The sequence below is a fragment of the Bacillus cereus group sp. MS39 genome, from assembly GCF_040448665.1.
Classification (GTDB): Bacteria; Bacillota; Bacilli; order Bacillales; family Bacillaceae_G; genus Bacillus_A; species Bacillus_A wiedmannii.
This window is the reverse complement of sequence record NZ_CP123058.1, coordinates 2,386,697-2,410,058: the sequence shown is the minus strand read 5'-3', so window position 1 is coordinate 2,410,058 and position 23,362 is coordinate 2,386,697. Positions and strand designations below refer to the sequence as shown.

Here is a 23,362-nt window from a genome sequence, read left to right as displayed (position 1 = left end):
ATGGACAAAAAAGATTTGGAGGCTATATAGATGGATGAAAACTATGATAAACAGGGGCAATCTTTACTAGGGAATGACTTTAATGAAAATAGAGAACGTACTGAACAAGCTATACTTCACTCACAAACAGTTGGTTCACGTGGACCTGTTCTAAAGCAAGATAGTGTACTTCACGAGACGCTACAAGAATTTATTCACGAAAAAATTTTAGAAAGACCTGTTCATGTAAAAGGATTTGGTGCGTTCGGTTATTTTCAAACGATCTATCCAATGTCTGAACATACTAAACTACGTTTTTTACAACATTCTAATGCGAGAGTTCCTGTTATGGTGCGATTTTCATTAGCCGTTAGTACGAAAGGAACACCTGACACTTCTAGAAATGTACGCGGTTTTTCTACAAAGTTTTATACAGAAGAAGGCATTTTCGATCTTTTATGTAATCACATCCCTGTCTTTTCCGTTCGTGATCCGATGCGTTTCCCTGAAACGATTCAAGCGTTGTTACCTTCACCTATAAATAACTTAATAGACCCGAATAGATTTTGGAGCTTTGTCGCTAGAGCGCCTGAATCCATTCATTTCGTTGTCCATTTATATTCTGATGCTGGTACGGCCAAAAGTCTTCGCCACATCCCAGGACATAGTGTTAATACATATGTATGGAGAAATGCAGAAGGTAATCGAAAGTATGTAAAGTATCATTGGTACCCCTTTGAAGGTGTACAATACATTACTAGTGAGGAAGCGAATAAACTGGCTGCTGAAAACCCTGATTATAGCGGGAAAGATTTATATGATGCAATTGCAAATGGTAAACCAGTAGAATACGGTTTATATGTCCAGCTCATGGATCCGAAAGATGAAGCGCATCTTTCTTATGACCCTTTAGATGATACAAAAGTATGGGATGAAAAGAAGTATCCTCTTATACCAGTAGGCAAAATGGTATTAAATAAAAATCCTGAAAATTATATGGAGCAAGTAGAAAAAGTCGCCTTCTCCCCTTCTAATTTACTAGACGGTGCAGAACTATCAGATGATAAAATGCTGCAAGGGCGTGCTAACATTTACAGTGATTCTCAAAGAAGAAGAATTGGTTCCGAATTTCGCAAATTGGCGATTAACAAACAGCAAAATTGGACACCTGCTAATCAAATAACGAGCGGTGACGGAAGATACGTTGAAGGTAAACTTGAAAGAACTTCTATTACGAAACAGGATGACTTTACGCAGCCTACTGAATTTTATACGAAGTTAAAACCTATAGAAAAAGAACATCTTGCTAAAAACTTAGCTAGTGATTTGAAAGTTATCTCTGATGATATTAGAAAGGTCGTTTTAGGATATTTTCATAAAGTGTCTGCCGAGTTGGTAAAGAGGATTGAAAGTGCGCTGCAAAAGCTTTAAGTATATAAAAAAACGTCATTTTAAAAATAAATAATGACGTTTTTTTATGGCGAAATTACTAGTAATTTCTACCGCTTCATTTACAATTATTAATGAATTTTTTCGCACCCAAAATTAAGTTATTTCATTTTACATTATGGTACTCATTTCTCTTTTTTAAATAATCTTTTTCACATTTTAACGGCTTGAATTTCACTTTTTTCCCTTTCTTCTTTTTCGTTTCTATAACGATCCATTCCCCTTTTTCAACATCTAGGTTTAAGTGTTTCATTACATTGATATTATCTTTTTCTTTATAAAGTAAAAATGCTTCTTGCGCACTCACAAATAAACTAGGCTGCTCACTAAATCCACCACTATCATAAATTTTAGTTAGCGAATTATAATAAGAGTCATTTTCCTTTCCACCATACATCAAATGGGCAGCCTCCAGATCTCTTTTACTTACTTCCCAAAAACTATGTTCATCAATATTTAAATTAAATGTGGATTTAATGTCACTTATTATATTTTTCACATGCTTGTCATCTCGAATTTTCCTTTTTTCAAGACAATCAGAAGATAGCTCTGGTGCATCTGTTTGAGAATGTACAACTTGTTGAATAGATACACATAATATAAATACACTTAAAATATACAATATTTTTTTCATACTTACGTTTCACCTCAAGTAATTTAGATACTATATTATTTGAGGCTCACAATATTCTTATGCTAACAATGTGAAAGGCCCTATAAATTGGACTTTTATAGGGCCTTTCATATTAACATTGCTTTATCAAATTCACTGGTGAAGCAATTACCTTACTACTTTTTACGTCATATAGTCCTATAGGTGTTACCCGTATAAAAGGCAGGTGCGTCGCAGAAAAGAATAAAATGGTAAATGCCGGATCGTCATACGCGTAACCACGCTCTTTTAGTAATTTCACCAACTGTTTCTCTTCCTGTATTAATTTATTCATTTTTAAATTAGACATAATCCCGAGCAATGGTAATGCGATTTCGTGTAATACTTCATTCTTTTCAGCTAGTACCATTCCCCCGCCAAGCTCTTTTACTCTATGAAAAGCTGTAAGCATATCTTCTTTATTCTGCCCAATAAGAATGATGTCACCGGTACCAGAATAAGAGCTAGCAAGACCACCTAGTTCTTTCGCAAACCCCTTTACAACTGTATTCACTCGCCAAGTACCATCACGAGCAATCATCATAAGAAAACACTCATCATGATCTAAAGAAAGTTCATCACGGTTTAAATCAATTTCAGTCGTGTATGGTTTAGTTATAACGTTATTTAATAATTGTATACCCACTTTTTGAGAAAAAATCATATCCTCTTTTTCTATAGACCAGTTTAATAATAATGGAGTTACTTTGAATTTACTCCAGTCTATTTGTAATGATTCATTTTTGTTTATTCCGTCAAGCTTCACCCATTTCCCTTTTGCAATTACGCTTATTGGAACTGGGTTTTCTTTACTTTCCAAAATATTAATATTAGCAATTCTACCTGTCGCAATTGAACCATGTATATGTTCCATATTATAATAACGAGCGATATTATAGCTTGCCATATGATAAGCATCTATTATAGGCACTCCTTGTTTTATCGCGGTACATATCATTACGTTTGTCATGCCACTTTCATAAAACGAAGGATGTGAGCCGTCTGTAGTAAGAATGAATCTATCAAACTGCTTTACTCCTAGTTCCAGCAATTCTTTCAGTAAAACTTCTAAATCTGGACGAATTGAAGAATTCCTAAGGGAAACAGTGTAACCTTGCATAAGACGGGTGAAAGCTTCCTGCCCTGTCATCGCTTCATGATCACAATCTGTACCTAGCAGTTTTAATTTCGCTAAAGTTGTTTCAGATGCTCCTGGAAAATGTCCTTCTACTTTTTTATGTAATCGTTTCGTTTCCTGCACCCAATGTAACATTTCATCATCGCCATGTAATAACTTTGGCCACGCTGTTAGCTCGCCGCCTTGAAGAACTGCTTTATGCTTAAGCCACTCTATTATTTCTTCACGATTAAATAAAGATTCCCCGTTTTGCAATTCAGTTTGTCCATCAAAACGACACCACCAATACATACTTGCTGGAATCTTTTCAAATTCATCTAATAAACGAAATGCTTCTTCACGTTGTAATGTGAAAAATAAAGTTAAATTATCATTAATGAAAGTCGTTGTCCCAAATTGCATCGCATGATTCGCTAAAGTCTCTGGATTATATAATTGATATGGATGTGCATGCGGTTCTATGTAACTAGGAACTACATACTTTCCATCACAATCAATGACTTCACATTCATGTAGTTGCGCTGGTAGTTTTTCTCCTACATATACAATGCGGTCATCATAGATCCAAATATTTGCTTGCACCCACTCGCGCATATAGGAATTTAAGTATGTTGCATTCTTTAATAAAATGTGCGGACTTCTTTTGCCGTCTATTACTTCAACATGTTCTCGTAATTGTGTGTTACTCCATCTAAACTGATTTTCTCCCAATGTATTTCACTCCAAATCAATTTACTTTTATTTATTAAAATAAAAACAATTAACAAACTAAAGTATTTTCCATTCATAACTCCCCTGTATAACCCCTATACCCTTCATTATATGGAACGATTGCAAAAATAACAATTTTCAAAATTCAAAACATACTTCTTTGATTCTCAATAAAAAAGGATGTCGTGTAACCGACATCCTTTTTTCATACTAAACTATACGATTGAAATACACTTGATGTCATACTAGGAATGCTAATACTGTCCTTTACAGCAGGAGCCTATTCGCATTCTATTCATCTATTTCTTAAATTCAATTTGCATCATTTTATTAAACTGTGTACCAATATCAATCACACCTAAAGAATTAGTACTGACAGCCAATGTATGTTTGCCACCCATTACTCCACCAGCAAAAGTAGTAAATCCAGGAATTCCTCCTGTATGCCCCCAAACTGAAGCACCGTTTGGAAGTTTAGTTTCATAGATTCCAAGACCATATCCATGACCAATGTCTTCTCTTTCTGTAGGAACTGTTGTCATCATTTCTTTTAGCTGAGTTTCCTTTAGTAACTTGCCACCAAGTAAAGATGAAAAGAACTTATTTAAATCGTCCGCATCTGAAATCATATCTCCCGCTGAATTAGCTAAACTCGGATTATAATACGTCATGTCTTTCAATTCACTTGTTTCGTCAATTTTCATATACCCTCGAGCATGATTCTTTCCTGGGATGACGGGTGAATTACCTGGTAAAAACGTATTTGATAGGTCCAAAGGCTCAATAATGCGCTTTTCGATTTCTTCTGCGTAACTATTACCAGTTATTTTTTCAATAAGCATTCCTAGTATTACGTATCCTGTGTTTGAATACGACCAACCTTTACCTGGCGAAAAATCTGGTGGTAGAGCAAGTCCTATTTTCACTATTTCTTCTGCTGTATACGTTTTTTTCGAATTCATAATGTTAGCGTCTTTTGACTTTAAATATTCAGCTATACCACTCGTATGGTTCAAAAGTTGACGTATCGTAATTTGATTCCCATCATACCCATTTCCTTGAATGAGACCCGGTAGCCACTTTTCAATTGGATCGTCAAGTTGCACACGATTTTCTCCTACTAATTGAAGAACAGTCGTAGCAGTAAAAGTTTTCGTCACACTACCAATCCGAAAACGATAATCCGATTTCATCGATTTCTTTGTACTTAAATCCGCCACGCCAGCAGTGTAGCTACTAGTTTTTCCGTTTTTAAAAGCCTTAGCTAATATACCTGGTGTTCCAAGCTGTACCGTTTCCTGCATTACTTGTTTCCAACCATTCCGATTCTTTTGATGATTTGCTTCTGACAAATTAGAAATATTTTGAGTAGACTCTGCTTTCACAGTAAAACCTGGTGTGAATAGAGTAGTACTCGCTATTAACACTGCCAAACTTCCTAACTTTATTGAAGTACATTTTTTCATAAGGTTCTCTCCTCTTTTAAAATCGTATTGATTCAAGTTATACCTTAATCCTAAATGATAAAACTTTCTTTTTTCTTATCCATTCCTTACGAAATACTTACTTTCAAAATTAGACGACCAAATGGGAAAAAGTAATGTATGAAAATAAAAAAGAACGTGTTTTCAATTTATGAAAACACGTTCTCTTACATACTTAAAACCCTATATCAACTTTTTAGTTTATTCACCTTTACCATCCTGCACTAGCGTTCATACCATTTCCGATAATAGAAAGTAATAGTGGCCATAATACTGGTCCTAACGTAAGCAGTACATTTAGAAGTATAAGTATTCTATATACACCGGTGAAATTATGATTTTTACGATTAACAAATACGAGACTGACTAACGATATTATGGTTGTTAAAAATAAAACTAACATTACCAACCAATACCACACCATTAAACTGAGACTCCATGGTGTTAATAGCTCGTGTATGATACAAAATGAGATTCCTAATACAGCAAAACTAAAGCTAGTCACCGCTGTTTTTATAAGCCACTTACTTATTTTTTTATCGTATGTATTTTTACAATATAAATCTATTAAAGTGAATAAAGATAAATATGCCATTAATACGCCTATCCAAGACAATAACCAGTCTCCGTCCCCTTTGAATAATAAGAACAGTAACCAACACATACCTACTGCTGAAAAAACAAAGGAAATAAGTATGCTTTTTAATACCGATTTCATTACACATTCACACCCTTAAAAAACTTAAAAATTAATTATAATTTATAAAAATTAAGTATAGGTTAACATGTAATGAAGTATAAGTAAATAAAGTTAATTTTGTTTTCCTATTTGAAGACGGTTTCATATAAGAAAATAATTCATGTTAATCAAATTTACGTATAAAAAAAAGAAAAGGTGGATATTTATATATTCATCTTCCCATCTCCCTCTACCCACTTCATTATTTTTTCCACATCTAAATCCGTATACGTCTTTTCACCATAACGAACAGACTCATATAACGAAGTAATATTTCTCGTTCTACTAATTCTTTTTAACCACTGTTGCATCGTTTCATAGGACCTTCTCTGTTCATGAAATGGTAATGTTCTTTCCCATTCAACTAACGTTTTTCTTATCGTATCTGTCGGTAACGACTGTTCTAACTGATGAATGACTTTCTTGTTATTTTCGGTTCTTACCGTATTTTCTTTTGTTACCGATTTTTTCTCCTGTTCTATTTCTGGTTTCGTTAACTTTTTCCTAACGGATTTATAAAGAAAATATATAATTACCCCTGCAATAACTACATAAAAAACTATACTAATCCATGAATTTGAAAGCACAGAAAGCACATCACTCCATGAATTCTCCCGTTTAAAAAGCGGGATTTTCCTATCTATTTTCGTTCTTGTATCTACAACTCCTGTTTCTTCATCTATAATTCTTTCAGGCTCATCAAACTGTTCGTTTATACTAGTAAAATCATAATTTCTTTCCAACATTGTCTCCGTCTTATTAAAAAAACGTTCTTTTACTATGTCTTGCAAATGCACCACACCTTGTGATAACGTTATCGCACTAACCGTAAAGAAAAGTAGCATTAAAACTCTAACACTCCATAACTTCACTTTCATATGCCGCGCTTTATTAACCATGACATAAGCCCCTTCTTATTCTTTAATTACAATCCATTTATTCGTTCTACTGTATTTCTTTGGTGAAGTACCAATAATTAAAGGAACCGCATCCAGTTTCTTTCGACGAAAACCTGCTGTGTAAAAATAAGAAGAAGATACTGGCGTGTCCTGATTCGATATTGAGGCAAGTACCTTTAATACATTTTGCAAATGTTTCCGATTATCCCCATTTTTTATATGTAGCAAACCGTTATCTTTTACACTATTGATCCATACTTCAAATGAACAGTTTTGCATGAGCAGTTGTTTACATATGCCTGCCGTTAATTCAATTAATTCTTCTGTATCATTTCGCAAAGAAACACCACTTTTATTTTGCAAGTTGAGATAAATCGCATATTTATCTGATTGTGTTCGCTCGTACTTTTTCGCAGTTATCGTCCCTGTTTTCGCTGTTGCACTCCAGTGGATGGAACGAAAATCTTCATTTTCATAAGACTTCACTCCCATTACTTTCGTTTCATCATATAGCGGTGAAGACATCGCTTTTCGAAATCCCCGTGACCATTCTTGTAATTCAGGAACTTGCATTTTCGGAACAGCTGGTAAGACTAAATAGGAGGGCGTATCAACTTGTTTATATGTTATATGGTTCGTTATGAATCCAAAGAGATCAGTAATAACAATTTCAACTTCTTCCCATTTCGCAATTCCTCTTTTTAACGCTACAGCTTGTAAATCAAATGAAACTGACTCTCTTCCTTTTAAATTAAAATTCATATAATAATTTGAACCTGTACTATAATTTTTATTTATTTCATCATGATTCCAAGTTAGCTTATTTTCACATTTAAATCGAAATACGATATTAAGAATAGGAAATATCGACTTGTTTGAAATTTTAATTTTACACGTATTCGTTTCACCTATAAAAACGTTTGAATTCCCCTGACTGTATTCCCATTCAACACGAGATACTTTACGCATGTATACATGCATCGCACCTATTAAAATTACATACAAAAATACGAGAGATAAAAACAATAGATTACTTGAAAATACACTTAAAATAACGGCTACAACTGACATAACTCCCATTACGAAAGGCTCCGCTAAAGGTGTATACACAAGCTGTTGATTCATCGTACATTCTCCACTGGCACACTAATCGTATGAAGAATTTCTTTCATGATTTGTTCTTTCGTCGTTTTCATCTCTCCCTCAATCGTTAACGTTAAACGATGAGCGCAAACGGATGCAGCTAGTAGTTTTATATCATCTGGCGTACAATAATCTCTTTCATTTAATATTGCCCGTGCTTGAATCGCTCTCATAAATGCCAACGTCCCCCGCGGACTTACTCCAATTTCAATTAGCTCATGCTTACGAGTTGCTTCAATGATTTCAAGGAGATAATCTTGCACATCATTTGTTACTAGCACATCCCTTGCGCGTTTTTGCATCATAATAATTTCTTCACCTGAAATAATAGAATGTAACGTATCTAGCGGATCATTCTTTTGAAAACGATTCATCATTTCCTTTTCTGCTTCCCTCGTAGGATAACCTTGTCGAATCGTAAGTAAAAATCGGTCTAATTGAGCATCAGGTAAAGGAAATGTACCTGCTGATTCGAGTGGATTTTGCGTTGCAATAACTAAAAAAGGTTCTGGTAATGAATGTGTCTGTTTCGCAATCGTAACAGTACGTTCTTCCATAACTTCAAGTAACGAAGATTGTGTTCTCGGTACAGCTCGATTAATTTCATCGACTAATACTATATTTGCAAAAATAGGTCCTAATCTCGTTTTAAAATCCGATTCCTTTACATTAAAATATTCAAGACCAATAACATCTCCAGGCAAAGTATCCGCTGTAAATTGTATTCTTTGAAATTTAGCGTCCACACTTTTCGCTAAACTTTTCGCTAATGTTGTTTTTCCCGTCCCAGGTACATCTTCTAATAAAATATGCCCTTTTGCTATAAGGGCTATAGCTGCAAGTTCAATAGATTCATCTTTTCCTATAATAACCTTCGAGATATTGTTAGTAATTTTCTTTAATGTACTCATACAGTATCTACCACCTTTTTAATATCAGAAAATTAAGAATATATTTTTTCCAAATTATAACATGTAATTCAAATATGAAATAGAGCAAAAAGGAAACTTATATTTTTTCTTCACTGCACGTAAAAAAAGCACCTATTGTCGTCCGTTGACAATGAAGTGCTTAACTCACGTAATTTTCATATTGGGCATTTGACACCTTATATACATTCACTATCTTTCCTCTCTGCACAAATGAATATAATGACCAAAATCAGGAAACACATCCCAGTGATTTTCAAGATTATCATCACCCTCTCGTTCCTCAACTAATCCTCTATTCACATCCACCTTTTCCATTACTGTATAACCATTTTCGCGGAAATTGAAAATCATGCTAGTTTTTTCTTTTTCATTCGTATCATTATATTCCCAATACATAGCTGTTCTTAAGAAAATTCTATTATCATTTATAACTTCAAAATCATAATTTAAATACTTACGAACTAAGTCATCATAAAACCCAACTGAAACCCAATCTTTTGTAACATTAATAACATACTTAATCCTTTCACCTTCAGTTAACACGGCCGTATATGGTTCGTGATTTTGATGACACAAGTATGCTTTACATGCATCAATTATATTCCAAGGTTTCTTTCTAATATCTGACCATTCGTCACAATAATAAATTTTCAAAGTTAATAATCCCTACCTTCTATACCTCTTAAAAACATGCCTATTTTCTAGTTTTTTCATCTGGTTGTTGCATTCACACAAAGTAATAATGTTTTGAGTATATGAATCACTTATGTATAATAATTTACAGTATCGTATTACTTACTACTTTCAATTGTGGGTTTTACTATACACATTACTTATTTCACTTTTAAAATCATCATACATTAAAAATGCCTCTTTTAATATTTCCTCTAACTCCATATAGTTTCGATATACTGGTGTTTTTATTCTTTCACTTGCATTCATCAATAACCTTGAATAAACACTCCAAGGACTACCTAGTCTTACTTCATTATTATGATAGACAACCCATACAAACACTGTCATTCCATGTTCTAAAATTATATGAAACCATACCATATAATTTGGAGAATGATCTAGAACACCTACCTTAAAAAATTTCTCCTTTTTATCAAAAGTTGCTGCATATCCCAACCTTATAAATATTTCATTTACCTTTTCCATATCATAACCCTCAAGTCTATCATTTAAATCATTAAGATTTGAGCTAAAGTTTCCAGACAATTTTTTATATCTATCTATAAATTTAATTTTTTTCAGAACTTCTTTAATTTCAGGTTTCATTTCAACATTCATTTTCTAATCCTCCATGAAACTTTTCCATTATATTCACTTCATTTATTTTCTATTTCACTCCAAATATCAACATCACATTCATTTAAAATCGCTTTAATTTTGTCCTTCTCAAATACTACTAAATACTCATACGGTAAAGCTAGCACTTGAATAATTGCAGGTTTCATTTTTAATAATTCGTAGGCGTATATGATTTCCAATTCTCCTGATACTTCTTCATTGATAGGACCTATATACCAACCTGAATCACCTTCATCACAACCACTAGATCTTTGTAAATACACCTCTTCTTGTTGCAACACATTTTTCGCTATCACAATCTTATCGTTAAATTTTATTAATTCTCCCTCTATATTTAATCGACGTAAGCAATGCGATTGCTCTAGTTGTATCCATAATGCAATCGTTAAATCTTCCGTCGTATCTATAAAAGGGTTTCTAGTATAATCCCGGGTGATAATTTGATAATAATCTTCATACTTATATAAACTATAAACAGACCATCCAATTTGTATTGAAAATCTATCTGCTAATTTATCTTTTACATTAGATAATAAATTAAATAAAGTTTCTACATGAAGACTTAATGGTTCTTCTACTTTAGCTTTTATATTTTTATTACCTATATTTTTGATTATTGTTTTCAAATCAATATTCTCCACTTCTATTGAATTTCCTCACTCAATCTGCATTCCTCAACTTGCCTTATATAGACCTTCGTTATTAACACCAATAAAATTTCTAATATTAAAACTCTTCTTCCCATACTTCTTTTGCATCTATTAACCTTTTTGATAAAAATTCATAAAAGTTCTTTGCTGTACTATAGTCATCAAGTCCGCCTTGTCTATTCCAGGCAATTATTGGACACTCATTATTTTCCATATGACTCATATCTAAACAATACGCATATTCTCCAGCATCTTCAATAACTACTAAATTGTCACTCATTTCTAAACCTCTATAGTCCTCCGTTACAATAACAACTGAAGTTATATTTGACTTACCAATCCCTAATATATCAACACCAAATAACCCGCCGGAACCATATGTATTTAAAAACCACTTATAGCTATCTGGTAATTCTACACTCAGCCTGTATTGAACAGCATAAATTTGACTTTCATTTACTCCGCCTGTAAAGTCGTCTATTTCCTCATGTTCTTTAATAAAATTTGTTAATTCCTCTTTATTCATTAACTACTACTCCTTATTTTGCAGCTTCTATTTATATTCTCATTATAAAAATGCTTTTCCTTAGCTTCACGTAATCATTTCACTGCACACAAAAACTCATAACAATATATGTATACCTTTTCAAATATCGTTTTTCTTTTATATCACATCAAAGTTTATCTATAACCTTCTCTCCTTCATCATAAGCATCTCCAAGTGGTTTAAAATTTCTTTTTAGCCAATACCAATATTGCCCTTGATTGTTAATGAGGTTTATAAGTAAATCAGTAAAAGAATTTGCGATAATTTGTGCCTCTCCAACTATACCGTGCCGATCGAAGAAACTATCATAACATCTACCTAATCTCTCTTCACTTAAATCCATCGTTACATACCCATCCATACAATCTTTACCTATAATATACCAATTTGATGAAATATCATCCGCACATAACTCTCCTATAATTATAGGATTAGCTAAAACAAATTCCTCTGGCGCCACAATATGAATAGCGTATTCCTCATTTTCAAATAAAACAAGTCCTCCACAAAGACTATAAAACTCTTTCAGATCACTTGGAAGCACATGCTTATCCTTATCAAATTTAGGTAATCTTGTAGGCCCATGAACCCGACAATTTGGTAATGTTTTTATTATTTCAATTAACTGTTTCATATTATATTTATACCTTCCTTCCATTTATTTCTTTATTTAATCATTTCAAAATTAATTCACACATATTCTTCTGCTACCCTCCAGTTCTTAAAACAGTAGTATGTAGGTCACAATTTTTAAAAAAGGTTTTTACTTTCTTCTCATTAATTCTATTCCACGATTTCTTTTGTAGATTAGACCACTTATCGTAATAATAAATTCCCATTATGTTATACACCTTTCCTTTAATATCACGAATAATACACCCTTGTTCATTAGCCTCGTCAATATTTTTTTGAGGAACTATTTTTGTATACAGGTATTTCAAAATTTAATTCTCTCTTTAGCTGATTACCTTTTAAAGCCAATATTTCTTCTCTATTGTAATCAACCATTGCCAAGAAATACTCTTCAAAATTCTCAAATCTGTCTATTTCCTCTCCTGCAAACCAAATTATCTCACCTGGTTTACGTGAATTTGATAAACATAAAACAAATAAGTCCTTATCAAATTCAGCGACCGCTATTGGTAATAGCTCCTGTCTTAAAACATCACTTTCTTTTAAAACATCGTCATCAATAACTGTTAATAACATTTGAGCGTGATCCATTATAGCTGATTTCTTCAGCTGTTCAATGCTAAATAAGTCCACAGTTTGATAAATACCTTTCCAACCATTGGCATGTTGTAGAAAATCTCGATATATTAAATCCAGTTTATAACCCAATTCTTGTTCAAGAGCATACACATACTCTTCACTTGCTCCTACTTCAGGAAAGTGATGTGGCCATATTTTCTCTACATCTTGTTTCATTAAATCTTGCTTCACTAAAGCTAAAGTTGTTATCTTTTCTTTCCAATTAATCACCTAGTAGTCCTCCTCTACATATTTAAGTTCATTAGGTTATAACCCATTATTTATCTATTAACCTGTCCATAAAGATTTAACCAACTATGATGATTCAGTTTTCCCATCTAAGTTGTATTAAAGACAAGACTATTATGCTCTTTATATGATTTTTCGTTTTCCGGAAAATTTTCAACACTCTACTTAAATCACATAGCCGTATGTAAATACAAAAATAGTGACAGTCGGATTCCCAAAACTACCACTATTTATAACCTCTTTTATTTATTGAATTCTATATGTTTTTGATGTACTGGTTATTGAATTTCTTCTACTTCGACAACCTCTATCTTCACTTCATACATATTTGGGATATTTATTTCTTTCGGTACCCATGCATAATAATTTTGATCATTCTCTAATATAAATTGAATTAACTTTATTTCTGATCCATTCCAGAAATTTTTAAGATTATCAATGTAGTCCTCTAAATCCTCTTTATAGTCCAGTTGTAATATATAATCTCTTACTGTAAGGGCAAACACAATTAAACTTCCTAATAGATCCTTTTGCTCATTTTCTTCTTCATATTCTTGTGGTAAAAACCACACTTGACCTATTCCTATTGTTTTTTTGTATTTTTCATAAAAACTACTATCGTCCATATTCTCATAATCATGTATTAATTCATCGACCAATGAATGCCATTTTGGCGGAATAATATTTTCCAATGCAGGATTATGTTCAATTCCTTCTACTATTTCCTCTATTTCTTCTGTCTCATCTTCATAGTGATATTCACTTAAGTCTATATACTTAAATTTTATTTCATTTTTATAATGTGCCAAATCATATGGATAATGATTATTATCTTTTAAACTTGTATCATCAAGTTCCAAAATTTTCACAAGCGCTGCCGTTTCAAAGCTCCAATATCCTACATATCCAGGTTCTTTATGCGCGTTTTTCCACTCATAATCATAATGGCCTTTAAACCATTCTTTCTCCATATACGTTTGTAATCTTTTAGACGCTTCTTTTTTATCTGTTTGTGCAAGTTCTATAATCTCTCTCGTTTTTGCATATGGATTGTCTTTATAATATCTATTCGTTATGTTTGTGTATCCGATATCACTAGCACATAAGAGAAAATCAATTACTGCGTCGTTCATATTTTTTTTATCAACTATCTTTTTTAATCTTTCTATATTCTTTTTATCCGTTTCTAATAGAATTCCTAAGGAAATCATCCATAGCATATATATATATCCAACATTGTTAGTACCTGTTTGCTCTAAATCATCCAATGCATTATAAAAATATGCTTCCATTGTACTTATGTCTTCTCCTAAAGAATACATGGCCCTAATATCGTTCATCTCATGTATAAAATTCGACAAATAATTTTCTAATATAATACTTTTGTTATCATTAGGATATCTTTGAATACCATTTTTTTCATCTTCTTCTAAACTTTTAATCTCTTCTCTATTTTCTTCAATAAACTCTTTATGATACTCTATTCCCCTTTTACATTTTTCTTCTATACATAATTGATTTCTCATTCTATTTGATTCCTCCTAGCTTCTAAATTATGGCCATTCTCCAATAATATTTCCCTTTACATCTATCCTAAATGTTTTCACATTTCCACTACTATCAGGTTTATTATCTTGCAGTACAGTTTAACATTTACTTTCCAATTTCCAATTTATACAAAAATAATAACATATCTATAGATTTCGAATAAAGGAAATATTTATTTGAGAGCAATAAAAAAACCTTAAGGTAATTACCTTGAGGCTCAAAAATCACGAGTTCATTAGTTTCATGTTTATATTCAAAAGAGTTACCTCTCCTCTTTGCACAAATATAAGTATTGGCCAAACTCGGGGAATATATCCCAATTTCTAGATACATCATCTTTTATCTCTCGTTCTTCTACTTCACCAGTTTTAGAATCTTTTTGCTCCATAGCAATATGACCATTTTCTTGATACCCCAAAATCATACTTTTTAACTGTGTATCCCCGTCATATTCCCAATACATTATTGTCCTTAGGAATATTCTATTATCTTCTTTAACAATAAAATCGTAGTGTAAATATTTACGAAGAAAATCATCCAAAAAACTTACCGATACCCATTTATCAGTGACATTTACTAAATACTTTGGCTGCTCTCCATCATTGAGAACAGCAGTATAAGAATGTCGATTTCCATGAAGTATCTTGGCTGCATTCTCATCAATAATATTCCAAGGCTTCTTCTTTATATTAGACCACTTATCACAATAATAAATTTCCATTAATTATACACCTTCCCATTAATATCACGAATAATAATCCCTTTCTCATTCGCCTCTTCAATATTTTTTTGTGGAACTAGCTTTGTTTGTACAGGGACTTCCAAAATTAATTCTCCATCTATTCGACCACCTTTTTTATTACTTCCGCCAATTTGATCAATCTCCTCGAAACAATACCCTCACCTGGAATATAAGAATCTATAATATAGTTCTTCTCATTGTTTTTTCACAAATCCGGCATTGATTTCTTATTAGATATCCTAAGTACACTCATACTCTCATCTTTTTCTTGTAACCAATTTCGTACCACTGATGAACACCCTTTACAGGTTTTAAAAACATAGAAAAACCTTGAAAAGCATATATGCCAATCAAGGTCTCAGTTTAAATACCACCTATTATTTACATACTTCTCTTTCCCATACTCTTTTGCCGTCAGTTAAAAATACTGAACTAGGTGGATCATCAAAGAGAGAAATTTCAACTAACGAGCCTTTCTTTTGTATTAACCAATTATATAAACTATTTTCTTCCCTAGTAGGATGCGCTAAAATATCATTCACTTGAAATGTAACGGCATAGTATTCGGTATAATTCACATCATCGTCATCTAACCCATTGTCTGTTTCAAAAAGTGTGTCTGGTTCACCAATAATTTTTAATCCACTTTCCCACTCTATTATCAAGTCTCTATCTTTATACTCTTTTAACGTTTTTATTAAAGGATCATATTTCATGTATATCCCCCTCTTATTACTTCTTTAGTGGTTCTGAAGGTACTATATGTGCTCCGTCTTTTCCATAATGAATCATTCCTCTAGTAGTTTCAAGGTATTCACCAGTATCACGATCATAGTATTTTCCAATTGTTTTACCAAAGTCTACTCTTTCTTTATTTTTGGTAACAGTGGTTCCTTTTCCTGCAAACTTATCAAGTAATTCTTGTGCTATTTTATTATCACCATAGAAAATGCTCTTATTTTTTCCATTTGCTAATTCTTGTTTGAAATTTGGCGTATTAGGAATATGTTTCTCTTGAGCACCCGGCTATACTTTAACTGGAAATCCATGTACTTCTTTGTATGTTCCTATAGGTACGGACTTCTTTTCATACGAAGGTAAACCATTACCCGTACCTCGTAATCTTAAAATAAAAAGCACTTGTTGCCCATAGGCGACAAGTGCTTTAAGTTCATCTGTTTTTAAGTAGCATAAATTTATAAGTTTTGTAGCAATATTATGACACCTTTACATGCCATGGAAACCACTACCTTAAAACTTACGAGTTCGTTAGTTCAGTATCATTCCATGTGTTTATATTCATCGCCCAATAAAATGTCATCTCGCTTATGCTCGTACTTCTTTTTCTATTTTATCATTGCACACAGTACTCCATGATAGTACAACCATCATGGAGTATATATTTTCAAACACCCTATTATTTTTTCTGTCTTTTAATTAGTTAAATAGTTTTATTCGGAAATTCCCCCTATGGGGTACACTCATGAAAGTTTACTAAAGAAGGTTACTCTTTTCAATGAGACTACGTTTTCGAACTGTAATCATTTCTTAGTAACTACTAATTTACATCAATTACTTGTATTCCTTTAACCTGAGCACATTCATTAATCTCTTTGATGAAATTGTTTCTATAAACTGATATCGCTCGGTGTATTTCTCTTTCACCATCTGCATCTATATATTCCAGAAATAAAATAAAATTGGTTTGATCCATTTTTTTTATTATATATTCATTTCCTTCAAATTCTCCACATCTGATATGATATGAAGTTATAAAAGACATTATATCTTCATATAATTCCTGTGTATTAATTTCTGCCTGCAAAAATCCTTCTAAAACATTCATAATAATCTCACCTTTCTATTTTATTGGCTAAAAGGCAATTAATTTATACTATCCACCAATAAACAATGTAGTATAACTACAGTCAAATCCGCTTATTATGATTAATTCAACTGTATACACTTTCTTATCTCCTACACTGTTTTTCTTATGAGTTGTGGAATTCAATGATATTAATCACCTAATTTTAGTCCATGTAGCTCCCAGCAATTTGTATATGTTTTTTAAAATTTAGGTCTGGATATCTTTGATCTAACGAGTATAGTATTTCAATATACTTTTTACTTTGCAAATTATAAGCAACTTCTTCGAAAACCTCACTTAATAATAAGAGCTCCTTTTTTGTACATATTTGTAAAAAATTCAAAGTTAAGTTTTCGCTTTCACTCAGTAAGGCTATAAGTTCTTCCCATTTCTGCTCAATTCTTGGATCATTATCATCAAGTAATGCTCGCAACCCTAAGACAATCCTTACTTTTTCCTCAAACATTAATTAAAACCTCCCTGTAAAAATTATGGTTGTAACATATTATCAGGAAAAATAGTTCCTATCTCTCCATTAGTTTTGATTATCCCTATCCTAACACCATTATAATCGCCAAATATCGTTACACCATCCGCAATATCCTTGTATTCAGGCATATTTGTCACATATTCTCCAGCTTCCCTTATATCTCCCTTAGACCAATTTTCAGGAAACCATGCTTGACCATGCCCACCACCCTTCATTTTTGAAATCTCTCCGGTTTTAGGGTTTCTAGTAAAGTCACCAATGTTTGCATGATCCAAAGATTTTTCACTCACATGTAATTTTGTTTTTACAGTTTCACCCGTACCCTATGTTGTAATCTTAAAATAAAAAGCACTTGTTGTCTTTCATAGACAATCAAGTGCTTTAAGTTCATATGTTTTTAAGTAGTATTAAATTTGTAAGTTTTGTAGTAGTTGTCATGACACCTTTTGTATGTTATGACAATTACTACGTTAAACCTTACGAGTTTGTACGAGTTCGTTAGTTTTATGCCCATTCCAGGTATTTATATTTATCAACTAATCACTATGAGTTGTAATCTCAGAGTCTCTTTTCCCTAAAAATAAAACATCATATCTATTACGCTTCATCAAACAGACATCCCGATTTGTATAATTATTGTCGGATGTAAATAAAAATATTAAATAACTAAATCAATTTGGCAGCTGAATAGTTACCTTATTTTTTTCCTAAAAACACATTAAAAGTCTAGTTTATTTAAATCATTATGTTTTATAAATCGAGCTATTTCCATTTCTAGATCAATTCTATTAATATTTTTATCAAAAATAAATCCCATTTTTCCATTATATTTTTTTAATATAGTTGGCATATCCCAATACTCCATCTCATTTTCAAACTCATATAATCCAAAAGTAAGGCACATGTTTCTTCCTTTTTTTTCAAAAAAAATAATTATGTTATCTTTATCAAAGTCTTCATAAATAATATTTATTTTAGTGTCATTCATTCTTGCACACCTTCCCAAGTAGTATAAATTACTAGATTGTCATTTTTAACCATACAATAAATTATTACTTACTCCCGATTCTATATAAATGATAATATTTATTATATAAACCACAACATGCGTCCATTCCTGGGTTTGCACTCATTGACTTTTCGATCACTTTTTCCCATGAACCATACTTATTAAATGAAGAATCTGCCGTTGGACCATGTGGATTACCATATTTAACCTCATTTCATCATTTTTCTCTTTATCTTCAATAAATTCATAATTACTATTCATTTTATCCTCCTATAAATATTGTATCTTAATATCCTCGGCAACACTGGCTCCCTTACCTCCACCCTCTTAAACTCCCACAAGCACACCCCACAGGGAAAATTCACCCCATAGGGTAAGTTATAACCGTTTACTAACGAGGGCCTCTCTTTTCAATGAGGCTACATTTTCGAACTGTAATCACTTCTTAATAACTACTAATCTACCTCTATTATTTGTATCCCTTTAAGTTCTGCACAATTATTAATGCCTCTTTTTTAATACTCATCTTCAAATAGACAATTATATATAGTAACACCTGTTTCCTTTAACTCTAACGAAACATCCTCCACTTCAATACTTAACGTTTCTTTATCAAGATTCTTTATTCCGTTACTATCTAATAATTTTAAAATACTACTTCCTATTTTCTTAGATTCATCATTGTATGGCGAGGACTCTTCAACTAGCTCGATTGTACCATTAGTATATCTATATCTTAAATATTTAACCACTGCATATGGCGCGATTGCCGAAATCATTAGCATTACACAATTAATTTCTGATTGCTTCCGAACGTACTCACTGAATTCTACACTACCAAAACGAAATTTCACATCTAGTGGTAGAAGAATGTAAGAAAAACATGTTGAATAACTAAAATCAGTAATATTATCAACGTTTATATTTGATATTTTATTAATTTCTCCATCCCAAAAATGTTTATCAACAAATTTCCCCAAAACATATTGGAAATCACCTTGTTTATATAATTTATTAACAACTTTTAGTATCTCATCACTCATAATTATTCTCCTTTATTGTACAGGGTACCCATGTATATTTCCTTTACCATCCATATGAACCTTTACCCTCGTTTCTCCATTTGGACCTATTGGCTTTCCAAAATCATGCACTCTAACACTTCCGTCTGGCTTTACTGGTGTTCCTTTCACCCATGCTTCTTGTGTCTCTACTACTCCATTTTTCCCTGCTCCCCACTGCGATTTGGTTGAGACATTATTCCCATGACCAGGAACATGTTTACCCTGTTTTCCTGCATCAACTTTTGGAGCACCTGAAACGCCAGCATCAACATGCCCTTGACTTGCTAGTTTATCATTTTTTCCAATGTTCCCTGCTACACTGGCTCCCTGACCATCAACACCTGTACCCTTACCCCCACCAGAAGACTGGATTTTTTGAATAGTATCCTTAGTATTTTGAATCGATTTATCCCATACAAATCCACCATGTGCAAAAAGACTAGCCCCAGCAGCTGTTGCTGCTATATCTAATGGAATAACAATTGGTGATGCTAACCCACCAGTTCCTACTTCTGCGACGATAGTTAAGAAATTAGATCCGCCTATGAGCGAAATAGCTTCAAACATTTCTACAATGGACCCGGCTATTTAATAATATTGCCCTGTTTTTCTAATGTTTTTTGACATTGAAAAACATACTATATAGCATCAATTAAAGCCTATGTGCCTGTGAAATGCAAGGTACGAAAGTGCATTCGCTCAAATAATAATTTTCAATTGAAATCAACAAAAGAGACCTCAAATGTGAAGTCTCTCTTGTTGATTATTTTCCATAAGTAACTCGCCATTTATTTGTTTATTTTAAGACAGATAACGTGGTTCATTCAAATATATATCTTAAAGAAAAAATTTTTCCTGCCGTCATAATCTAGTAGAATAGATTCAATTAATTCTTATTAATTGCGATAAACTCACTAGGAATCTCATCTGCTAACCAAACTTTTTCATTTCCTAAATAAAATTTAACGCCTTCTTCTCTAGCTTTTTCAGTATTAACTTCTAAAATAATAGGATGCTTATCTTTTCTTTGTTCAAAGCCTTCAGAAGCAAAATCATGAATAAGTTGAACTTTACTTCCTTTGCCGATTTCAAAACATGCAGTATCATCATTATCAACTCTTTTAGCAAAAGGAATCAGCTTACGATTAGGATATCTTTTCTTCATACCAGAGTATATGTTAGTAGCCTGTTCTGATTCCTTTAAAAACCATATATCAAAATTAACTAGATCTAATTTGACTAATAAGGTAACAGTTTAAATGCCACCTATTATTTACACATTTCTCTTTCCCATACTCTTTTTCCGTCAGTTAAAAACACTGCACTTGGCGGATCATCATAGAGAGAAATTTCAACCAATGAACTTTTTTCTTGTTTTAGCCAATTATATACAGTACCTTCGTTTGTATTAGGTCGAGATAAAATATTATTTACTCTAAATACAGCTGCATCATATTCTGTATAATTTATATCATCCTCATCTAGTCCATTGTCTGTTTCAAAAACTGTATCTAGTTCTCCAATAATCCTCAATCCACTTTTCCATTCTAGTATCATGTCACTATGTTCATAATTTATTAATGTTCCAATTAAAGAATCGTACCCCATTTGCATCCTCTTTTCTTATGATTTTTATGGTCTTGATGGTACTATATGAGCGCCATCTTTTCCATAATGGATCAACCCTTTAGTAGTCTCATAGTATTCACCAGTATTGCGGTCATAATATTTTCCTATTGGCTCACCAAAGTCTACTCTTTCTCTACCGTTTTTTAATAGTTCACCTTTCCCGGCGAACTTATCAAGCAATTCTTGCGCTATTTTATTATCGCCATAGAAAATGCTCTTATTTTTTCCATTTGCTAATTCTTGTTTATAGTTCGGTGTATCAGGAATATGCTTTTCTTGAGCTCCTGCTTTCACTTTTATTGGATAACCATTTACTTCACGGTATGGGCCTTTAGGTACAGAATCTTTTCCATAAGAAGGTATTCGATTACTCGCACCCTTACCTCCACCAGAAGACTGGATTTTTTGAATAGTATCCTTAGCATTTTGAATCGATTTATTCCAAACAAATCCACCATGTGCAAAAAGACTAGCCCCAGCAGCTGTTGCTGCTATATCTAATGGAATAACAATTGGTGATGCTAACCCACCAGTTCCTACTTCTGCGACGATAGTTAAGAAATTAGATCCGCCTATGAGCGAAATACCTTCAAATATTTCTACAATGGACCCGGCTATTGATATAACATTTCCAGCCAACCTTCCAGCTTGGTAAGTTGTCTTACTTTCTAATTTATCATTCTCATGCGGTTGTAGTCCAACAAAGTTTTCTAGTGCTGCATCACCAGCACCTTGAAAAAATTCGATAACTCCATGCAAAAATGATTGCGCATAAAGGGCTGTTTTTTCATGCCATGATCTATTGTCTTCCTGCTCTTGTAAGTTCATTTCTTGTTTTTGCAAAGTAATTTCTTTCATCTCGTTTTTTCGAGCTGTTTCTTCTATAATCCCCTGAATCGAACTCACCCAATCCATATTCAACCCTTGTGTACTAAACGTACCACTCACAGGACTAAATCCTTTCCCACTTTGCACTTCAGCGAGTCCGGCTGTGATGCTAGCTGCTAATTGGAGAGCGGTGCTGTAGTTGTTGCTGGATGAATGATTGAATTCATATAAATGCTCTAGTTTTTCTTCCAGTTTTTTTCTCATTGTACCTAATACCGTTACAATTGCACCTACTCCGGGCATTGGTGTAAGTACTTCTATTGCTTCTATACTTGTAATCGATTGATTAATTCCCCTTATTTGTTCTCTTATTTCTTGTTCAATCACATCTGTCGAAGCAACTTTCGCTTGGAACTCATTTGGAAATGCTTCGTTTTGGCGAATTAATTCTTCACATAAGCATATAATTCCTTGCGCTAATGGCCGAAATGTTTGGACAAGGTAGGATTTTGCACTACTGTATGTTTGTCCTTGTAATACTGTGTCTATCGCAAAGGCATCAATAGATTGAATGACTTGTTCCATACTTTGAATCGTAGCATTACATATAGCGTTCATACTTTGAGTTTGACTTTGTACTTCTCCCAAATACATGTTTAAACTCATGTATTGGCCTCCCTTTGTAGTTGCTGCTGTTCATAGGAAAGGTCGTTTTCTTTCTCACTGAGATGCCGTTTTTCTTTAAGCAACGTCTCTTTTTCATTTTCTAATTCGAATGTAAGTTTTCTTTCATACTGTCCGATTTCTTGCCGCATATTCGTAAAAAGGTGAAACACTTCTTTGTCGCCGTGCCAAGTTTCTAGTATTCGGTTAAATAAACGATTACTTCTATTTTTCCATTCATGAAAACTAGCCTCAGCTCGTTCTTGATTTTGCAGCGCGATTCGGTTTTCATTTTGTTCTTCAAATATAATTCGTAATTTTTGATTACATTGATTGATTCTCGTTTCAATTCCTTGACTCATCTTTTCCCCCTACCTTTTCCCCT

At 32.8% G+C, this 23,362-nt stretch carries 27 protein-coding genes and 2 pseudogenes; 1 reads left to right on the top strand and 28 read right to left on the bottom strand.

What is annotated here, in order from left to right; all coding sequences use genetic code 11:
- The first annotated feature begins 30 nt into the window (after positions 1-30).
- On the top strand, positions 31-1,410 hold the full coding sequence (locus tag QEP67_RS12750) for a catalase (protein ID WP_048566154.1): 1,380 nt from the start codon (positions 31-33) through the stop codon (positions 1,408-1,410).
- Positions 1,411-1,534: 124 nt separating this feature from the next.
- On the opposite strand, the gene QEP67_RS12745 is transcribed toward QEP67_RS12750, so the two are convergent.
- The 28 genes and pseudogenes from QEP67_RS12745 to QEP67_RS12610 all read right to left on the bottom strand — a co-directional run bounded on the left by QEP67_RS12745 (position 1,535) and on the right by QEP67_RS12610 (position 23,339).
- Positions 1,535-2,062, bottom strand: a complete 528-nt coding sequence (locus QEP67_RS12745) for a hypothetical protein (protein ID WP_000723225.1) — start codon at positions 2,060-2,062, stop codon at positions 1,535-1,537.
- Positions 2,063-2,174: 112 nt separating this feature from the next.
- Complete coding sequence (locus QEP67_RS12740; RefSeq protein WP_353706602.1) at positions 2,175-3,929, bottom strand: adenine deaminase C-terminal domain-containing protein; 1,755 nt, start codon at positions 3,927-3,929, stop codon at positions 2,175-2,177.
- A gap of 299 nt (positions 3,930-4,228) precedes the next feature.
- Positions 4,229-5,395, bottom strand: a complete 1,167-nt coding sequence (locus tag QEP67_RS12735) for a serine hydrolase domain-containing protein (protein ID WP_353706601.1) — start codon at positions 5,393-5,395, stop codon at positions 4,229-4,231.
- 229 nt (positions 5,396-5,624) lie between these two features.
- Positions 5,625-6,131 carry a DUF3902 family protein gene (locus QEP67_RS12730; RefSeq protein ID WP_000843825.1) on the bottom strand — a complete coding sequence of 169 codons (507 nt, stop codon included), beginning with the start codon at positions 6,129-6,131 and terminating at the stop codon, positions 5,625-5,627.
- 185 nt (positions 6,132-6,316) lie between these two features.
- Positions 6,317-7,051, bottom strand: a complete 735-nt coding sequence (locus QEP67_RS12725; RefSeq protein WP_353706600.1) for a signal peptidase II — start codon at positions 7,049-7,051, stop codon at positions 6,317-6,319.
- A 15-nt stretch (positions 7,052-7,066) separates the two neighbouring features.
- Positions 7,067-8,176: a DUF58 domain-containing protein gene (locus tag QEP67_RS12720; RefSeq protein ID WP_016087357.1), complete on the bottom strand. Its 1,110-nt coding sequence runs from the start codon at positions 8,174-8,176 to the stop codon at positions 7,067-7,069.
- Positions 8,173-9,105: a MoxR family ATPase gene (locus QEP67_RS12715; RefSeq protein WP_048566150.1), complete on the bottom strand. Its 933-nt coding sequence runs from the start codon at positions 9,103-9,105 to the stop codon at positions 8,173-8,175. The genes QEP67_RS12720 and QEP67_RS12715 overlap by 4 nt, the downstream gene beginning before the upstream one ends.
- A 210-nt stretch (positions 9,106-9,315) precedes the next feature.
- A complete protein-coding gene (locus QEP67_RS12710; RefSeq protein WP_000708800.1) occupies positions 9,316-9,780 on the bottom strand; it encodes a hypothetical protein in 465 nt (154 codons plus the stop codon).
- Positions 9,781-9,930: 150 nt separating this feature from the next.
- Positions 9,931-10,419 (bottom strand): hypothetical protein, encoded by a 489-nt coding sequence (locus QEP67_RS12705; protein WP_098486714.1) that lies wholly within the window; start codon positions 10,417-10,419, stop codon positions 9,931-9,933.
- A 38-nt stretch (positions 10,420-10,457) separates the two neighbouring features.
- Positions 10,458-11,066 carry a hypothetical protein gene (locus tag QEP67_RS12700; RefSeq protein WP_002108115.1) on the bottom strand — a complete coding sequence of 203 codons (609 nt, stop codon included), beginning with the start codon at positions 11,064-11,066 and terminating at the stop codon, positions 10,458-10,460.
- A 100-nt stretch (positions 11,067-11,166) separates the two neighbouring features.
- Positions 11,167-11,616, bottom strand: coding sequence for an SMI1/KNR4 family protein (locus QEP67_RS12695; RefSeq protein WP_353706599.1), 450 nt, complete (start codon positions 11,614-11,616; stop codon positions 11,167-11,169).
- Positions 11,617-11,764: 148 nt separating this feature from the next.
- The gene (locus QEP67_RS12690) at positions 11,765-12,271 is read right to left on the bottom strand and encodes an SMI1/KNR4 family protein (RefSeq protein WP_080482906.1); all 507 of its coding nucleotides are present in this window, start codon (positions 12,269-12,271) and stop codon (positions 11,765-11,767) included.
- A gap of 263 nt (positions 12,272-12,534) precedes the next feature.
- The gene (locus QEP67_RS12685) at positions 12,535-13,119 is read right to left on the bottom strand and encodes an SMI1/KNR4 family protein (RefSeq protein ID WP_000611507.1); all 585 of its coding nucleotides are present in this window, start codon (positions 13,117-13,119) and stop codon (positions 12,535-12,537) included.
- 296 nt (positions 13,120-13,415) lie between these two features.
- Complete coding sequence (locus tag QEP67_RS12680; RefSeq protein WP_353706598.1) at positions 13,416-14,663, bottom strand: PoNi-like cognate immunity protein; 1,248 nt, start codon at positions 14,661-14,663, stop codon at positions 13,416-13,418.
- Positions 14,664-14,947: 284 nt separating this feature from the next.
- A complete protein-coding gene (locus QEP67_RS12675; protein WP_048566145.1) occupies positions 14,948-15,406 on the bottom strand; it encodes a hypothetical protein in 459 nt (152 codons plus the stop codon).
- 398 nt (positions 15,407-15,804) lie between these two features.
- Complete coding sequence (locus QEP67_RS12670) at positions 15,805-16,143, bottom strand: hypothetical protein (RefSeq protein WP_353706597.1); 339 nt, start codon at positions 16,141-16,143, stop codon at positions 15,805-15,807.
- 16 nt (positions 16,144-16,159) lie between these two features.
- A pseudogene (locus tag QEP67_RS12665) lies at positions 16,160-16,540 on the bottom strand (polymorphic toxin type 50 domain-containing protein); the annotation flags it as partial.
- A gap of 445 nt (positions 16,541-16,985) precedes the next feature.
- Positions 16,986-17,273, bottom strand: a complete 288-nt coding sequence (locus tag QEP67_RS12660) for a hypothetical protein (RefSeq protein WP_353706596.1) — start codon at positions 17,271-17,273, stop codon at positions 16,986-16,988.
- A 184-nt stretch (positions 17,274-17,457) separates the two neighbouring features.
- A complete protein-coding gene (locus QEP67_RS12655; RefSeq protein WP_353706595.1) occupies positions 17,458-17,760 on the bottom strand; it encodes a hypothetical protein in 303 nt (100 codons plus the stop codon).
- Positions 17,761-17,783: 23 nt separating this feature from the next.
- On the bottom strand, positions 17,784-18,059 hold the full coding sequence (locus tag QEP67_RS12650) for an EndoU domain-containing protein (protein WP_353706594.1): 276 nt from the start codon (positions 18,057-18,059) through the stop codon (positions 17,784-17,786).
- Positions 18,060-18,502: 443 nt separating this feature from the next.
- A complete protein-coding gene (locus QEP67_RS12645) occupies positions 18,503-18,772 on the bottom strand; it encodes a hypothetical protein (protein WP_353706593.1) in 270 nt (89 codons plus the stop codon).
- 156 nt (positions 18,773-18,928) lie between these two features.
- Positions 18,929-19,054 (bottom strand): hypothetical protein, encoded by a 126-nt coding sequence (locus QEP67_RS12640; RefSeq protein ID WP_353706592.1) that lies wholly within the window; start codon positions 19,052-19,054, stop codon positions 18,929-18,931.
- A gap of 254 nt (positions 19,055-19,308) precedes the next feature.
- Positions 19,309-19,836 carry a hypothetical protein gene (locus QEP67_RS12635; protein WP_001278748.1) on the bottom strand — a complete coding sequence of 176 codons (528 nt, stop codon included), beginning with the start codon at positions 19,834-19,836 and terminating at the stop codon, positions 19,309-19,311.
- Positions 19,837-19,848: 12 nt separating this feature from the next.
- Positions 19,849-20,445, bottom strand: a pseudogene (locus tag QEP67_RS12630) (hypothetical protein); the annotation flags it as partial.
- A 298-nt stretch (positions 20,446-20,743) separates the two neighbouring features.
- The gene (locus tag QEP67_RS12625; RefSeq protein ID WP_336458635.1) at positions 20,744-21,070 is read right to left on the bottom strand and encodes an RNA 2'-phosphotransferase; all 327 of its coding nucleotides are present in this window, start codon (positions 21,068-21,070) and stop codon (positions 20,744-20,746) included.
- Between the two features lie 56 nt (positions 21,071-21,126).
- Entirely contained in the window at positions 21,127-21,465 is a 339-nt protein-coding gene (locus QEP67_RS12620) for a hypothetical protein (protein WP_000540188.1), read from the bottom strand.
- A gap of 24 nt (positions 21,466-21,489) precedes the next feature.
- Positions 21,490-22,980: a polymorphic toxin type 50 domain-containing protein gene (locus QEP67_RS12615; protein WP_353706591.1), complete on the bottom strand. Its 1,491-nt coding sequence runs from the start codon at positions 22,978-22,980 to the stop codon at positions 21,490-21,492.
- Positions 22,977-23,339: a DUF3958 family protein gene (locus tag QEP67_RS12610; RefSeq protein WP_000077520.1), complete on the bottom strand. Its 363-nt coding sequence runs from the start codon at positions 23,337-23,339 to the stop codon at positions 22,977-22,979. The genes QEP67_RS12615 and QEP67_RS12610 overlap by 4 nt, the downstream gene beginning before the upstream one ends.
- Between the last annotated feature and the right edge of the window lie 23 nt (positions 23,340-23,362).

Bases quoted from the DNA above. Each gene is read 5' to 3' on its own strand.
- QEP67_RS12680 (WP_353706598.1), bottom strand. From the start codon at position 14,663: ATGAGAAATCAATTATGTATAGAAGAAAAATGTAAAAGGGGAATAGAG.
- QEP67_RS12690 (WP_080482906.1), bottom strand. From the start codon at position 12,271: ATGAAACAGTTAATTGAAATAATAAAAACATTACCAAATTGTCGGGTT.
- QEP67_RS12750 (WP_048566154.1), top strand. From the start codon at position 31: ATGGATGAAAACTATGATAAACAGGGGCAATCTTTACTAGGGAATGAC.
- QEP67_RS12695 (WP_353706599.1), bottom strand. From the start codon at position 11,616: ATGAATAAAGAGGAATTAACAAATTTTATTAAAGAACATGAGGAAATA.
- QEP67_RS12655 (WP_353706595.1), bottom strand. From the start codon at position 17,760: ATGTTTGAGGAAAAAGTAAGGATTGTCTTAGGGTTGCGAGCATTACTT.
- QEP67_RS12620 (WP_000540188.1), bottom strand. From the start codon at position 21,465: ATGGGGTACGATTCTTTAATTGGAACATTAATAAATTATGAACATAGT.
- QEP67_RS12615 (WP_353706591.1), bottom strand. From the start codon at position 22,980: ATGAGTTTAAACATGTATTTGGGAGAAGTACAAAGTCAAACTCAAAGT.
- QEP67_RS12735 (WP_353706601.1), bottom strand. From the start codon at position 5,395: ATGAAAAAATGTACTTCAATAAAGTTAGGAAGTTTGGCAGTGTTAATA.
- QEP67_RS12610 (WP_000077520.1), bottom strand. From the start codon at position 23,339: ATGAGTCAAGGAATTGAAACGAGAATCAATCAATGTAATCAAAAATTA.
- QEP67_RS12675 (WP_048566145.1), bottom strand. From the start codon at position 15,406: ATGGAAATTTATTATTGTGATAAGTGGTCTAATATAAAGAAGAAGCCT.
- QEP67_RS12670 (WP_353706597.1), bottom strand. From the start codon at position 16,143: ATGAAATATGATCCTTTAATAAAAACGTTAAAAGAGTATAAAGATAGA.
- QEP67_RS12720 (WP_016087357.1), bottom strand. From the start codon at position 8,176: ATGAATCAACAGCTTGTGTATACACCTTTAGCGGAGCCTTTCGTAATG.
- QEP67_RS12635 (WP_001278748.1), bottom strand. From the start codon at position 19,836: ATGAGTGATGAGATACTAAAAGTTGTTAATAAATTATATAAACAAGGT.
- QEP67_RS12730 (WP_000843825.1), bottom strand. From the start codon at position 6,131: ATGAAATCGGTATTAAAAAGCATACTTATTTCCTTTGTTTTTTCAGCA.
- QEP67_RS12660 (WP_353706596.1), bottom strand. From the start codon at position 17,273: ATGAATGTTTTAGAAGGATTTTTGCAGGCAGAAATTAATACACAGGAA.
- QEP67_RS12725 (WP_353706600.1), bottom strand. From the start codon at position 7,051: ATGGTTAATAAAGCGCGGCATATGAAAGTGAAGTTATGGAGTGTTAGA.
- QEP67_RS12745 (WP_000723225.1), bottom strand. From the start codon at position 2,062: ATGAAAAAAATATTGTATATTTTAAGTGTATTTATATTATGTGTATCT.
- QEP67_RS12645 (WP_353706593.1), bottom strand. From the start codon at position 18,772: ATGAATGACACTAAAATAAATATTATTTATGAAGACTTTGATAAAGAT.
- QEP67_RS12705 (WP_098486714.1), bottom strand. From the start codon at position 10,419: ATGAATGTTGAAATGAAACCTGAAATTAAAGAAGTTCTGAAAAAAATT.
- QEP67_RS12715 (WP_048566150.1), bottom strand. From the start codon at position 9,105: ATGAGTACATTAAAGAAAATTACTAACAATATCTCGAAGGTTATTATA.
- QEP67_RS12640 (WP_353706592.1), bottom strand. From the start codon at position 19,054: ATGAATAGTAATTATGAATTTATTGAAGATAAAGAGAAAAATGATGAA.